The sequence below is a fragment of the Paenirhizobium cremeum genome (assembly GCF_022884085.1).
Classification (GTDB): domain Bacteria; phylum Pseudomonadota; class Alphaproteobacteria; order Rhizobiales; family Rhizobiaceae; genus Allorhizobium; species Allorhizobium cremeum.
The window spans coordinates 170,474-184,788 of sequence record NZ_JAGGCS010000011.1; the positions used below are offsets into that span (position 1 = coordinate 170,474).

General features: G+C 60.8%; 11 protein-coding genes and 1 riboswitch. Of the genes, 3 read left to right on the forward strand and 8 right to left on the reverse strand.

What is annotated here, in order from left to right:
• The first annotated feature begins 11 nt into the window (after nt 1-11).
• The gene (efp, locus tag J5N58_RS19220) at nt 12-581 is read left to right on the forward strand and encodes an elongation factor P (RefSeq protein WP_112829556.1); all 570 of its coding nucleotides are present in this window, start codon (nt 12-14) and stop codon (nt 579-581) included.
• Between the two features lie 120 nt (nt 582-701).
• On the opposite strand, the gene J5N58_RS19225 is transcribed toward efp, so the two are convergent.
• Together J5N58_RS19225 and J5N58_RS19230 are read right to left on the reverse strand one after the other, a co-directional pair.
• On the reverse strand, nt 702-2,186 hold the full coding sequence (locus tag J5N58_RS19225) for an NAD-dependent succinate-semialdehyde dehydrogenase (RefSeq protein ID WP_112829585.1): 1,485 nt from the start codon (nt 2,184-2,186) through the stop codon (nt 702-704).
• Complete coding sequence (locus tag J5N58_RS19230) at nt 2,183-3,469, reverse strand: 4-aminobutyrate--2-oxoglutarate transaminase (RefSeq protein WP_112829557.1); 1,287 nt, start codon at nt 3,467-3,469, stop codon at nt 2,183-2,185. Before J5N58_RS19230 ends, J5N58_RS19225 begins: the two co-directional genes overlap by 4 nt.
• Nucleotides 3,470-3,625: 156 nt before the next feature.
• Between J5N58_RS19230 and J5N58_RS19235 the strand changes: the two genes are divergently transcribed.
• Nucleotides 3,626-4,459 (forward strand): cupin domain-containing protein, encoded by an 834-nt coding sequence (locus J5N58_RS19235; protein WP_112829558.1) that lies wholly within the window; start codon nt 3,626-3,628, stop codon nt 4,457-4,459.
• 118 nt (nt 4,460-4,577) lie between these two features.
• Here J5N58_RS19235 and J5N58_RS19240 read toward each other — a convergent pair whose 3' ends face one another.
• From J5N58_RS19240 to J5N58_RS19265, 6 genes are all read right to left on the reverse strand, one after another.
• On the reverse strand, nt 4,578-5,984 hold the full coding sequence (locus J5N58_RS19240) for an efflux transporter outer membrane subunit (RefSeq protein WP_113442971.1): 1,407 nt from the start codon (nt 5,982-5,984) through the stop codon (nt 4,578-4,580).
• A gap of 132 nt (nt 5,985-6,116) precedes the next feature.
• Nucleotides 6,117-9,230 (reverse strand): efflux RND transporter permease subunit, encoded by a 3,114-nt coding sequence (locus tag J5N58_RS19245; protein ID WP_112829560.1) that lies wholly within the window; start codon nt 9,228-9,230, stop codon nt 6,117-6,119.
• Nucleotides 9,231-9,274: 44 nt separating this feature from the next.
• The gene (locus tag J5N58_RS19250) at nt 9,275-10,489 is read right to left on the reverse strand and encodes an efflux RND transporter periplasmic adaptor subunit (RefSeq protein WP_112829586.1); all 1,215 of its coding nucleotides are present in this window, start codon (nt 10,487-10,489) and stop codon (nt 9,275-9,277) included.
• 170 nt (nt 10,490-10,659) lie between these two features.
• Nucleotides 10,660-11,301 carry a TetR/AcrR family transcriptional regulator gene (locus tag J5N58_RS19255; RefSeq protein ID WP_244712351.1) on the reverse strand — a complete coding sequence of 214 codons (642 nt, stop codon included), beginning with the start codon at nt 11,299-11,301 and terminating at the stop codon, nt 10,660-10,662.
• A 36-nt stretch (nt 11,302-11,337) separates the two neighbouring features.
• The gene (locus J5N58_RS19260; RefSeq protein ID WP_113424636.1) at nt 11,338-12,288 is read right to left on the reverse strand and encodes a phosphoribosylaminoimidazolesuccinocarboxamide synthase; all 951 of its coding nucleotides are present in this window, start codon (nt 12,286-12,288) and stop codon (nt 11,338-11,340) included.
• A 144-nt stretch (nt 12,289-12,432) separates the two neighbouring features.
• The gene (locus tag J5N58_RS19265; protein ID WP_113442970.1) at nt 12,433-13,116 is read right to left on the reverse strand and encodes an energy-coupling factor ABC transporter permease; all 684 of its coding nucleotides are present in this window, start codon (nt 13,114-13,116) and stop codon (nt 12,433-12,435) included.
• A 51-nt stretch (nt 13,117-13,167) separates the two neighbouring features.
• Nucleotides 13,168-13,381, reverse strand: a riboswitch (cobalamin riboswitch).
• A 213-nt stretch (nt 13,382-13,594) separates the two neighbouring features.
• On the opposite strand from J5N58_RS19265, the gene J5N58_RS19270 reads away from it, so the two are divergent.
• Nucleotides 13,595-13,810 carry a hypothetical protein gene (locus J5N58_RS19270; RefSeq protein WP_112829563.1) on the forward strand — a complete coding sequence of 72 codons (216 nt, stop codon included), beginning with the start codon at nt 13,595-13,597 and terminating at the stop codon, nt 13,808-13,810.
• Nucleotides 13,811-14,315: the final 505 nt, after the last annotated feature.

Here is a 14,315-nt window from a genome sequence, read left to right on the forward strand (position 1 = left end):
AAGGAATTCCCATGGTCAAGATCATCGCTTCTTCCGTCCGCAAGGGCAATGTCCTCGAAGTCGACGGCAAGCTCTACGTCGTGCTCACCGCCCAGAACTTCCATCCCGGCAAGGGCACGCCGGTCACCCAGGTCGACATGCGCCGCATCGTTGACGGTGTGAAGGTGTCCGAGCGCTGGCGCACCACCGAGCAGGTTGAGCGCGCTTTCGTCGAAGACCTGAACTTCCAGTTCCTCTACGAGGACGGCGAGGGCTTCCATTTCATGAACCCGGAAAGCTATGACCAGGTCGTCGTCGACGTCGAGACCATGGGTGACCAGAAGGCCTATCTGCAGGAAGGCATGACCTGCGTCCTGTCGATCCATGAAGGCGTTCCGTTGGCCGTCGAACTGCCGCGTCACGTCACGCTCGAGATCGTCGAGACCGAGCCGGTCGTCAAGGGTCAGACCGCATCGTCCTCCTACAAGCCGGCCATGCTTTCGAACGGCATCCGCACCCTGGTGCCGCCGCATATCGACGCCGGTACCCGCGTCGTCATCGCGACCGAAGACAACTCCTACGTCGAACGCGCGAAGAACTGATCTTCCGCTCGATCCGGATATCGAAAAGCCCGGTGCCGATGGTGCCGGGCTTTTGTTATGGGGAATACAAAGATCCCCGGTCAAAGCCGGGGATCTTCGTTTCAGGATAGGTACTGCAGCTTATTCGATGCCGCCGAGGCACATGTACTTGATCTCGGTATAGTCATCGATCCCGTATTTGGAGCCTTCGCGACCGAGGCCGGACTGCTTGATGCCGCCGAAGGGTGCCGTTTCGGTGGAGATCAGGCCGGTATTGATGCCGACCATGCCGTATTCCAGCGCTTCCGCCACACGGAAGATCTTCGCCACATCCTTCGAGTAGAAGTAGGAGGCGAGGCCGAATTCGGTGTTGTTGGCCATCTCGATGACTTCTTCTTCGGTTTCGAACTTGAAGAGCGGGGCGACGGGACCGAAGGTCTCTTCGGTGGAGACGCGCATGTCGGGCGTCACGCCGGTCAGGATGGTCGGTTCGAAGAACAGGCCGCCCTGGGGAGCCGGTTTACCGCCGAGTTCGACCTTGGCGCCCTTGGAAACGGCGTCGGCGACGTGTTCCTCGACCTTCTTCAGGGCGTTCTTGTCGATCAGCGGGCCGGTGGTGACGCCTTCGGCAAAGCCGTCGCCGACCTTCATCTTACCGACGCGTTCCGCAAGCTTCTTCGCAAAGGCGTCGTAGACGTTGGCCTGAACGTAGAGGCGGTTGGCGCAGACGCAGGTCTGGCCGGCATTGCGGTACTTGGAGATCATCGCGCCTTCGACAGCGGCATCGAGATCGGCGTCGTCGAAGACGATGAACGGGGCGTTGCCGCCGAGTTCGAGGCCGAGCTTGAGGATCTGGTCCGCACCCTGGCGCATCAGTATCTTGCCGACATTGGTCGAGCCGGTGAAGGTGAGCTTGCGCACCTTGTCGTTTGCGCAAAGCTCCTGGCCGACCATGGCTGCGTCCGTCGATGTCAGTACGGAGAACACGCCGGCCGGCACGCCTGCGCGCTCGGCAAGGATGGCCATGGCGAGAGCAGAAAGCGGCGTCTGGGCCGCCGGCTTCGAGACCATGGCGCAACCGACCGCAATCGCCGGCGCCATCTTGCGGGCGAGCATGGCGTTCGGGAAGTTCCACGGCGTGATCGCACCGACGACGCCGACCGGCTGCTTGATGACGATGATCCGCTTGTCGGCCTGGTGGCCCGGGATCGTGTCGCCATAGACGCGCTTGGCTTCTTCGCCGAACCATTCGACATAGGATGCGCCGTAGAGGATTTCTCCGCGGGCTTCCGGCCACGGCTTGCCCATTTCCATGGTCAGGATGGTGGCAAGGTCATCGGCATTGGCGACCATCAGATCGAAGAGCTTGCGAAGGACCGCAGCACGTTCCTTGCCCGTCTTCTTCGCCCATGCCTTCTGCGCGACATAGGCGGCGTCGATGGCGCGGGCGACTTCCACCTTGCCGAGATCCGGCAAGGTGGCGATCACATCGCCTGTCGAGGGATTGGTCACTTCGAAGGTCTTGCCGCTCTCGCTTGCCGACACCCATTCGGTGCCGACGAGCGTCTTGTCGGTGGCGAGCGACGCGTCCTTCAGCTTCGAGGTGAGAAGGGTGGATATGGTCATGCCTTGGCCTTTGCTGCGCATTCGCGGAGGGAGGTTTCGATGATATCGAGGGCTTCGTTGAAGACGTCGTCCTGGATGGTGATCGGCGACAGGAAGCGGATGACGTTACCATAGACGCCGCAGGTGAGCAGAACCAGACCCTTTTCCAGCGCCTTCAGGCGAACGGCGTTGGTGAAATCCGCATCCGGCTTGACGGAGCCCGGCTGGCCGAATTCGACGGCAACCATGAAGCCCGGTCCACGGATGTCGGAGATCTGCGGAATGTCTGCGCGCAGCGCCTGGAGGCGTTGCTTTAGGCGGCTGCCGAGCTGGTTGGCGCGGTCGCACAGCTTTTCTTCCTCGATGACGTCGAGAACGGCATGGGCGGCAGCGATCGCCAGGGGGTTTCCGGCGTAGGTGCCGCCGAGGCCGCCGGGGCCGGGAACGTCCATCAGTTCGGCGCGACCGGTGACGGCCGAAAGCGGGAAGCCGCCGGCAAGGCTCTTTGCCATCGTTACGAGGTCCGGCGACACATCATGGTGTTCCATGGCGAAGAGCTTGCCGGTACGGGCGAAACCGGTCTGCACTTCATCGGCGATCAACAGCATGCCGTGTTCGTCGCAGATCTGGCGGACGGCCTTCATCAGCGCGCGCGGCACTTCATAGAAACCGCCTTCGCCCTGGATCGGTTCCAGGATGATCGCTGCCACCCGCTTGGGGTCGACATCGGCTTTGAACAGCTTATCTAGAACGTCGAGCGACTCCTCGACGCTGATGCCATGCATCTCGATCGGGAAGGGAACGTGGAAGACGTCGCCCATCATCTGGCCAAAACCGACCTTGTAGGGAACGACCTTGCCGGTCAGGGTCATGCCCATGAAGGTGCGTCCGTGAAAGGCGCCGGTGAAGGCGATGACGGCATTGCGGCCGGTGGCGGCGCGGGCGATCTTGACGGCGTTTTCGACGGCTTCGGCACCCGTGGTGGTGAAGATCGTCTTCTTGGGTCCGGAAACCGGAACGAGCTTGTTCAGGCGTTCGGCCAGCGCGACATAGTTCTCATAGGGCATGACCTGATGGCAGGTGTGGGTGAAGGCGTCGAGCTGCTTTTTCACCGCCTCGATGACCTTGGGATGGCGATGGCCGGTGTTGAGAACGGCGATGCCGCCAGCGAAGTCGATGTAGCGATTGCCTTCGACGTCCCAGATCTCCGCATTCTCTGCCTTGGCAGCATAGATCTGCGTCGTCATGCCGACGCCACGGGAAATGGCCGCGTCCTTGCGAGCTGCGATTTCGGAGTTTTTCATTCTCGGATTCCCTTTGGTAAGCGGTTGACCTTCGACGTCGGATTCCTAGCGATGGCGAGGTTTGCATATTTCCTACATTTTTTCTGTAGACTTGCAATATGGTTTGTCGCATTTATCACGCATGGCAATGACAATGCGCTGACAGGGCCGGTCTCCATGGATGACATCCGTTTCAAGATTGCCGAAGCCGCCAGGATGGCGGGCGTTTCCCCCTCGACGCTCAGGCTTTGGGAAACCCAGGAACTGATCCAGCCGATCCGCACGCCTTCGGGCCAGCGGCTCTACGATCTCGCGCTTGTCGAACGGCTGAAGACCATCGCCTGGCTCCGGAGCGAGAAGGGGCTCAATCCCGCGGCCATCCGCGAGAACCTTCGCGATGGGCCTGCCCCGACAGCCGAAAGCGACCCGGCCGAGGTTGTGGAGGACGAGGGAGCGGAGACCGCGGAAATCGCTGTCGGCCAGAAAGTACGGCGGCTGCGGCGTGATGCCGGAAAGACGCTGGAAGCGGTCGCGCAGGCTACGGGAGTGTCCGTCTCGCAGCTTTCCACGTTCGAGCGAACCTCGCACGGCCTGTCGTTCACCGCCTTGCACGCGGTGGCGAGCCTGCTCGGGACGACGATTGCAAATCTCAGCGGCCAGGAACAGCGGGAGGGCGGCGAATCTCTCATCCGGGATGGCCGGTGGCCGCGATGGCCGACGACATCGTCCGGGGTGACGATCCAAGTCTTGGCCGAAGGGCGCAACCAGATGGAATGCAACCGGTTCCAGCTCGCTCCGGGCGCTTCAAGCGAGGGAGCCTACCAGCACGAGGGTGAGGAGTTTATCTATGTGCTTTCCGGCCGTCTCGAGATTATCCTGGACGGCGACCGGTTCTTCGAACTCAACGCCGGCGACAGCTTCTATTTCGAAAGCCGCAGGCCGCATTCCTGGCACAACACGTCGGACGGCGAGACGGTGCTCATCTGGATCAATACGCCCGCAACCTTCTGAGAAACACCGAGTTCTGGCCGGCCCTGGCCTCGAGCGAGCCTTTATTGTCCCGAGAAACGAAAAACCCGGCGGAACTGACGGGACCGCCGGGTTTTGAATTGTCAGGAGGCCGCTATCCTCAGTTGGTCGCTGCCTTCTTGGTCTCGAAGGCATAGCCGCCACCAATGGCGACATTGAGCGTAACGTAGTCCGCTGCCATCTGCTGGACCGCCTGTGCGAGGCTGGCTTGCGCGCTCGATACCGAACGCTGGGCATCGAGCACGTCGAGCAGCGACGAAGCGCCATCACGATAGCTTGCGGTCGAAAGCTGCAGGGCTTCCTCGTAGGAGCGAACCGTTGCGGCCAGGGCCGAAACCGTCTGGCTGTCGCGGTTCACGGCGGCCAGCGCGTTTTCGACTTCCTCTACGGCATTCAGCACGGTGGACTTCCAGGCGAGGTAGGACTCACGAGCCGAGGATTCGGCGATGTCGACATTGGCCTTCAGGCGGCCGCCATCCAGGATCGGCAGAGACAGGCTCGGACCGAAGGACCAGGAGGTGAAGGAACCCTTCAGCGGCTTGGTCGAGATGTAGGACGGGGTGATAGAGCCGCCCAAAGTGATCGTCGGATAAAGCTGGGCCTCGGCGACGCCGATTTCGGCGACGGCTGCGGCGAGGTCACGCTCTGCCTTGCGGATGTCCGGGCGGTTGCGGATCAGGTCGGCCGGGACGCCGGCATTGACGCTGCGCCTCGCGACCGGCTGTGGGGCACCCTTCTGCAGTTCGGAAACGAGTGCAGAAGCGGGTTTGCCGAGCAGCGTCGCGATGTGATGGGCCGACTGGCGGAAATTGGTTTCCAGACCGGGCAGGTCGGCCAGCGTGGAGTTGACCAGACCTTCCGACTGCACCACGTCGAGACGCGAGGCCGCGCCGGCTTCGAGCTGCAGCTTGGTGAGTTCCAGGGTTTCGCGCCGCGATGCCAGGTTCTTCTTGGCGATGGCGATGCGCTCCTGATAGTAGCGGGCGTTGATGTAGGAGGTCGTCAGATCCGACAGGTAGGAGAGCCTGGCGACGTCGGCGCTTGCATAGGCGCTGTCGAGCGAAGCCTTGGCTCCTTCCTTCGCGCGCTTGTACTGGCCGAAGAGATCGAGCAGCCAGGATACGCTGAGGCCGCCGCTGGTGGTCGAGCGCGTGTCCTGGGAGCTGAAGCTGCCATCGGCGCCGCTCACGGTTTCGTCGGCGCTGGCGTCCAGGCTGGGCAGAGCGCCGGCGCCGGCCACCGTCACATTCGCTTCCGCGGAGGTGATGCGTTCCATTGCCTGAAGAATGTCAAGATTCTGGTTCAGACCTTCTTCGACATAGGCATTGAGCCGTTTGTCGTTGAAGGCCGTCCACCAGGGGGCCATGGCCACATCGCCGGTGCTCTTGGAGCCACCTTCGCCGAATTTTGCCGGCAGGGGCATTTCCGGGGCCTTGTGATCCGGACCGGTGACGCAACCCGACAGCAGAAGCAGTGCAAGGGGGGCGGCTACGCGAATGGATACCATCATACTATCCTAGTGTTTGCTCGGTTGCGTCGCGCGGCAGGCGCGTCGTCATTTTCGTCGGTTGCCGCGCCTATCGTTCAATGAGGAATCAATTATGGTAAATATCTGTTTAACGTAACGATAACCATATCGTCATGACAGTGTTTCTTTCGGTTTTGCACGGGTTGTGAGTTTCCGGACGACCACGAAGAACGACGGCACGAAGAAGATGCCGAGGCCCGTTGCGGCCAGCATGCCGCCAAGGACGCCAATGCCGATCGAGTTCTGGGCAGCAGAACCCGCGCCAGTGGCGATGGCAAGAGGCACCACGCCGAGAATGAAGGCCAGCGAGGTCATGATAATCGGGCGCAGACGCAGGCGGGCTGCCTCGAGCGTCGCGTCGATCAGGCTGGTGCCGCCCACCATGCGATCCTTGGCGAATTCCACGATAAGGATCGCGTTTTTCGCGGCGAGACCGATCGTCGTCAGCAGGCCGACCTTGAAGTAGACGTCATTTGCCTGGCCGAAATAATAGGCCGCGGCGAGAGCGCCGAGAACACCGACCGGCACGGCCATGATAACCGAGAACGGGATGGACCAGCTTTCATAGAGTGCTGCAAGGCAGAGGAACACGATCAGAACCGACAGCGCATAAAGGGCAGGCGCCTGCGAGCCGGACAGGCGTTCCTGATAGGAAATGCCCTGCCAGGCGACCGTATAACCGCCTCCCAGGCTGGTCGTCAGCCGCTCCATCTCATCCATTGCGTCGCCGGAGCTGACACCTGCTCCGCCCGAACCTTCCAGCGAGATGGCGCTCGTGCCGTTGAAGCGTGCAAGCGTCGGCGCGCCGCCAACCCATTCGACCTGGCTGAAGGCGGAGAAGGGGACCATCTCGCCGTCCGTATTGCGCGCATACCAGTGCGTCAGGTCGTCGGGCTGCATGCGATAGGGCGCGTCGCCCTGAACGTAGACAGGCTTCAGTTCGCTGTTGAGCGTGAAATCGTTGACGTCCCGGCCGGCAAAGATCGTCGACAGCATCGAATTGACGGTCGCAAGGTCGAGACCCATGGCGCCCATCTTTTCCTGGTCGAGCAGGATCTTGAGCTGGCTTTCGGCGTCGGGACTGTTGGAACGCAGAGAACTGATCTTCGCATTGGTGGTTCCGAGGCCGATAAGCTTCTTGGAGGCTTCCGTCAGTGCGTCCGTTCCCGTGTTGCCGCTATCCACGATATACATCGAGAAGCCGCTGGAATTGCCGAGGCCCGGAATGGCCGGAGGCTGCAGCGGGAATACCTGGGCGTCCCGAATGGTGAAGAAGTAGCCCATGGCGCGCCGGACGATGGCGGATGCGGCCAGATCGGGTGCCTTGCGTTCGTCGAAGTCCTTCAGCTTGGCGAAAACCATGGCGTAGTTCTGGCCCTGGCCGACGAAGCTGAAGCCGGCGACGGCGAAGACGTCCTTGACCGCATCCTTTTCCTTGTCGAGATAATAGTTCTCGATTTTCTTGATGACTTCCTCGGTGCGGGCCTGCGTCGCGCCGTTCGGAAGCTGCACGATCGTCATGAGAACGCCCTGATCTTCCTGCGGGAGGAAGGAACTCGGCAGGCGCGCGAAAATCCATGCGCAGCCGCCGATGACGATCGCGAACATCACCATGACACGCAGCGGACGCTTCAAAAGGTAACCGATCGTCGAGACGTAGCCGTTGGTGGTGCGGTCGAAGTTTCTGTTGAACCAGGCTGCCGGGCCGCGCTTTTCCTTGGTGTGGTCCATCGGCTTCAGCATGGTGGCGCAGAGCGCCGGCGTCAGGACCACGGCGACAACGGCGGACAACAGCATCGCCGAGACAATGGTCACGGAAAACTGGCGATAGATAATGCCGGTGGACCCGCCGAAGAAGGCCATCGGAATGAACACGGCAGTGAGCACGAGCGCGATACCGATGATGGCGCCCGTGATCTCGCCCATGGATTTTTCCGTCGCCTCCAGCGGCGACAGGTGCTCCTCGGACATAATGCGCTCGACGTTTTCGACGACCACGATGGCGTCGTCGACGAGCAGGCCGATCGCCAGCACCATGGCGAACATGGTGAGCGTATTGATCGAATAGCCTGTCAGCGCCAGGATTCCGAACGTGCCCAGAAGAACGACCGGAACGGCGATCATCGGAATGAAAGTCGCGCGCAGGTTCTGCAGGAAGATGAGCAACACGAAGAAGACGAGCACGATCGCTTCGATCAGCGTATGCACCACCTTCTCGATGGAGAGCTGTACGAAGGGCGTCGTGTCATACGGATAGGTGATGACCACGTTTTCCGGCAGCGACGGGGCGACCGCGGCCAGCGCCGTCTTGACGCGGGCCGCCGTATCGAGCGCGTTGGCGCCGGTGGCAAGGTTGACGGCGAAGCCGGTTGCAGGATTGCGGTTCGAACGGGTGTTGGTCGAATAGCTTTCCTGGCCGATCTCGATGCGGGCGACGTCGCTCAGGCGGACGGTTGCGCCGTCGGTCTCGACCTTCAGAATGATCGATTCGAAGTCGGAAACGGTCTGGAGCTGGCTCTGTGCGGTTACCGTTACGTTCAGCTGCTGTCCGGGCGCAACCGGCTGCGCACCGATCGAGCCGACGGATACCTGCGTATTCTGGGCCTCGATGGCGGTGGTGACGTCGTTTGGCGTCAGCTGGAACTTGTTCAGCTTGAAGGGATCGAGCCAGACGCGCATGGCGTAGCCCGTACCGAAGACCTGAATGCTGCCGACACCTTCGAGACGCTTGATCTGGTCTTCGATCTGGGTGGAGAAGATGTCGCCGAGTTCGACGGGGCTGCGCTTTGCGTCGGTGGAGACGAGCGCGCCGACAAGAAGGATGCTCGACGTCGAGCGTGTCACCTCGATGCCGGCGGTCTGCACGACGTCAGGGAGCTGCGACTGCACCAGCTGCAGCTTGTTCTGCACCTGCACCTGGGCGATGTCCGGCTCGATGCTGTTGCCGAAGGTCAGCGTCACGGTCGCCCGTCCGGTACTGGAGGACGAGGTCATATAGGTGAGGTCGTCGAGGCCGGTCATACCGTCCTCGATGATGGTGGTGACCGATTTTTCGACCGTCTCGGCGCTCGCACCGTTATACGTCGCAGAGATGCGAACGGTCGTCGGCGCGATTTCCGGATACTGTGAAATCGACAGGGTCGAGATCGCCAGAGCGCCGCCCAGCATGATCACGATGGCGATCACCCAGGCGAAGATCGGTCGATGTATGAAGAACTTGGCCATTGGTTATCCCTTCGCGCCTGGTTGCTGCCCGAAAAGCCGCGCGATCACGGCTTTGCAGCCGGGGCTGCTTCCGGCGCCTTGGGTGCTTCGACAACGAAGCCGTTTTCATCTACCGTCGCTTCCACCGGCGCGACGGTTGCGCCGTCGCCGATCCACTGGAAACCATCGACGATCAGCTTGTCGCCGTCGGCGATGCCATCGGCCACCAGCCAGTTGTTGCCGGAAACGCTGCTCTGCTCGAATACGCGCGTCTCAACGACATTCTGGGCGTTGACGAATTTGGCGGTGAGCTCGCCGCGGGCGTTGCGGGTCGCTGCACGCTGGGGAATGAGGTATCCGTTTTCCTTGCCGACGGTGACGCTTGCACGCACGTACATGCCGGGCAGGATGAGGTTATCCGGGTTGTCGAAAACGGCGCGGATCGAGAAGGTTCCGGTCGTCTCGCTGACCGCCATTTCCGACATGTCGAGCTTGCCGATAATCGGATACTGGGTGCCGTCCTCCATGGTCAGGCGGATATCGGCGATCTGGCCGCCGGGCTGGTTGACCCGACCGGCGGAGATGGCTTCGCGCAGACGCAGAAGATTGGCGCTCGATTCCGTCAGCTCGATATAGATCGGGTCGAGGCGGCGCAATGTCGCGAGCTTGTCGGACTGGTTGGCCGTGACCACGTTACCGATCGAGAATGCCGATGCGCTGGTCACGCCTTCGAAGGGCGCCTTGACATCGGTGAGGGCCAGATTGATCTCGGCGGCATTCAGGGCAGCCTTTGCCTGGGCGACATCCGCCTGGGCCTGCAGCAGGGTCACCTTGGCGTTTTCATATTCGATCTGGGTGGCGCCGCTGTTGACCAGCCGTTCGTAGCGGGCGAGGTTGGACTGAGCGGTCGGGACACTTGCCTCGGCCTTGGCAAGGCTTGCCTGCGCCTGGGCCACTTCCGCGCGATAGGTATCGTCTTCGATCTTATAGAGAAGATCGCCCTGCTTGACCTCGCTGCCTTCCTTGAAGGCGATCTGCTTGATGACGCCGCTGACGCGCGGGCGGATATCCGCCGTCTGGAATGCGTCGGCGCGACCCGGCAGCAGGCTGGTCAGCGGATGCTCGGCCTTCTTCATGACGACGACGCTGACGGGCGAAGGCGGGCGCTGGGCGCCTTCCGCTCCGGCTGCATTCTGCCCCGATGTGCCGGAATCACTGCAACCGGCGATGACGGCGGTGAGCAACATGATTGCCGAGGTCAGCTGAATGCGTCGTTTCATGGTCTTTTCCAGGTCGAAATTGAGACGGTCCATGACGCATCGCTATAGCACCTCTGCGCAACGGTGAAATTAACTCTCGTTAATTTTTATTGTTGGCGCCGTGTGTGACGAAATAGTCACGGGACTCGCCGCCGGGAGACGGCATGCGAAGTGACGTATGTTAAAGTTCGTCACTTATCAAGTGCGGTTTGCAGTGCAGCATTGATCAGGCGGACAACTTCTTCGCAACGTGTTGCCAATATGTCGGGCTTCTCGTTGGCGATCATGATGGGATGAAGCACGCAGGCGAGGGCGTAGAATGCCGCTTCGGCGGCCCGAGTGCTATCCTGCGGCGCAAATTCGCCCTTCCGGCAGCCATCGACAATAATCGTTTCAAGGGCCGCGCGCACGATGTCGCGATAGCGGTGGCCGCATCGCAGATCGTCCTTCGCGGTCAGCAGGATCATTTCGAAAATATAGGGGTTTTCCTCGAGGTCGCGCCGATGGCTGGCCATCAGATGGCGCGCCAGCGCCAATAGTCTCTCGCATGCCGGGTGATTGTCGTCGAGAGATGCGAGACCCTTGTATTTCGTCTCCATATGGCGTGCGGCGATTGCGTCGACCAGGCTGGCCTTGGAGTGGAAATGCTTGAAGACGTTTGCCGGCGACATGCCGAGCGCATGCGCGATGTCGACGATTGCCGCATTGGCGTAACCGCGGGTGCGGAAAAGCTCCTCCGCCGTGTTGAGGATATCCTCTCGGGTCTGGCCGGCCGGCCGACGCATGCGGCGGGGTTGCCGCTCCTTGGCCGCCGGCGGCGCCGAACCTGTCATCTTTTGGTGTGCCTTGTATGCTTCGGACACGCGTTCTCACTTCCGCGGAAAATAGGCCGCCAGATTTTCCTTGACGCGGTCACGCGGTGTTTCACCATGATCGTCCGGAATGAAATCCTGGCCGGTGATCGCTTCATAAGCCTTTATGTAGACCTTTGATGTCTGTTCGACCAGTTCCTGCGGGATCGCCGGAATGTCATCCTTGTAGGGATCGCAACGTTCGGCGACCCAGGCGCGGATGAAGTCCTTGTCGAAGCTCTCCGGCCGTTTGCCGCTCTCGAAGCTTGCCGGATAGCTGTCCGCGATCCAGTAGCGGCTGCTGTCGGGCGTGTGGATTTCGTCGGCAAGCAGGATGTTGCCTTCGGCATCCGTGCCGAATTCATATTTCGTATCGACCAGGATGAGACCGCGTTCCGCTGCAAGCTTCTGACCGCAGGCAAAAAGGGCAAGGGCATAGCCTGATACTTTATCCCACTGCTGACGGGTCAGCAGTCCCTCGGAGACGATCTGCTCTGGCGTCAGCGGCTCGTCATGGCCGCCGTCGAACGCCTTGCTCGTCGGCGTTATGATCGGGTGCGGCAGAACCTGATTGTCGCGCATCCCATCCGGCAGGGTCACGCCGTACATGGTCCGCTGGCCCTTCTTGTAGAGCGTCAGGATGGAGGTACCGGTGGTGCCGGCCAGATAACCGCGTACGACGATCTCCACCGGCAGAATGTCCAGGCGCTTGCCGATCACGACATTCGGATCGGGGTAATCGAGGACATGGTTGGGGCAGATGTCCTTCGTCTGCTCGAACCAGTATCGCGCCGTCTGGGTCAGCACCTGCCCCTTATACGGAATGCAGGTCAGGATGCGATCGAAGGCGCTCAACCGGTCGGTGGAGATAATGATGCGCCGTCCGTCCGTGAGGTCGTAGTTCTCGCGCACCTTGCCGCGATAGTAGTTTGGAAGTTCAGGAAAATGGGCTTCCGAAAGAATGCGCAAGGCTTTCCCCTTTTCGCGAATGGTCACTCGGTTGCGGCACGGGCTCAAGCGGGGCCGATATCTGCCGCCTAGCGCACGGCGTCGGAATTTTCAAAGAAAAAGCGCATGGCAGGGCCATGCGCTTCAACAGTCATCGGTGAAACGTCACGCAGCGGCGTGGTGCAGACGGTTGTAAAAGAACGTAGTCTTCGTCAGGCGCGCGAGGGACTTGGCGATCGCCAGAACCGCGAGGTCGGCCAGAGGCTCGAGGATGATGACCGTCATGTAGGCGCCGCCGAACGCAGCGACATTCTGCAGGTTTTCCGCACTGAGCCCCTGACCATAGAAGGCCCAGAAGGCGACCCATGTAACGATGCCGGCCTGGTAGGCTGTCGATAGCGACAAGGCCTGCAGATAGGTGACATCGACATAGGCCTTGCGCGACGGCACCACCCTCTTGGCCAACTCACTCACGGCCCATAGCGGAACAATCAGTGTCGTGACGTTCATGCCGTATTGCGGGAGATCGAAGGGGGCGAAGAAAAAGCCCTGGATCAGGAGGCCTAGAGCCAGTCCGATCGATGCGGCGCCTGCGCCGAACATCAGATAGAGCGTCGAGCCGAGGATCAGGTGCACCTCGGAAACGCCGACGGGATAGTGAGGCAAAATCTCGAAAAAGCTGAAGACCAGGGCGGTGGCGATCAGGCTTCGACCGGCCAGGGCGCCAAAGCCAGCATCGCGGAGGATGGTGTCACGCGCCATCTTGGCAACAAGGCCGAATGACGCGGCCGCTGTGGCATAGCTCAAGACAATCTTTGCGCCGTCGACGACGCCGGGTTCAATATGCATGTTCGTTTCCTTTCTCCCGCGCCCACCGCGCGGCTGGAGTGAAGTGCCGTTGTTTCGGCGAAAATGATGGCAGGTCTCCTGGCTCGCGGGTCAAGGCTCGGTCCGCCTTATCGGTCTTGCGACCAATGGCCTTCAGGACGTCGCTCTCCGCTCACAGTTGCGGGGGCAGCCGCGGTTTCGGCCCCTGATGGGTAGTCCTCACCGCATTCCCTCTTCGTCCACCCTCACTGTCGGATCGGGTGGAACCATCATCTCGACATTCATAGGGTAATCCCGCGGAGCATGTCCAGAAGCGTCACGCGGAGGGCGCCTATCAAATGGTCGGATGCGCGATGGCGATCATCGAACGCATCTTGTTGTGTCGCCATGGGCGTCAGGCTTGGCAAATGGCAATTTGACGCATTGCCGCCAGCGACGCGGGCCACTACTGAAATGATAAAAATCAAACCTGCGGGCGTTGCCGGGAAAGGAAAATTCGATGATTGCGAAGATGATCTATCATGTGCCGGTTTTCGGCTGGATGCTGAAGGAGGCGATCTACGGCCCCACAACGGCGAAGGTCCTGTTCATCGTCAACCTGCTGCTTCTCTGGTTGCTGGCGATCCTTGCCTTCGGTTATCCGGCAATCATCATCCCGGCACTGGCGGCTGTTCCGGCGATGTTCGTCATCCTCATCATGATTACCAACGGCTAGGAAGCGAGCCGGGAGAGGGGCCCCGGAAGCCCCTTCTCCATATATAGGCCGACCGATCGGGAATATCGGCGGCACTGGCCCTTCCGAGGGGCGAGCGCTCATAGTCCGCCATCGGACAACACCGATGGCGCTTTCTAAGGACGTCGCCGCGAATGTTCGAGTTCGCATTGTGCGGCGATCCCTCTTTCTTTCATTCCACCCTGTTTCGCGGCCTGTTTTCCGTGTTCTGTTTCGTCGAAATGGACGTCTTCAGACAGGCTTGAAATCCAGGATTGCATTTCCTGGCCGGCAATCGTCCGGCTCGCCCGCAGGGAAAACCGGCTATCGTGGTGTGTAAGAGGCCGACGATAGAAGGGATTAGTTTTTTCTGTTGTTTTTCAGCGCCTTACAGAAAACGACAGTTTTTTGACAAAACCCTGTTGACTGGCCAAAAAAGCGGTTCTATAAGCCGCCTCACCGAACGAGAGGGCGGCGGCGCTGCTGGCGACGAAGTTCTTCGTTCTAA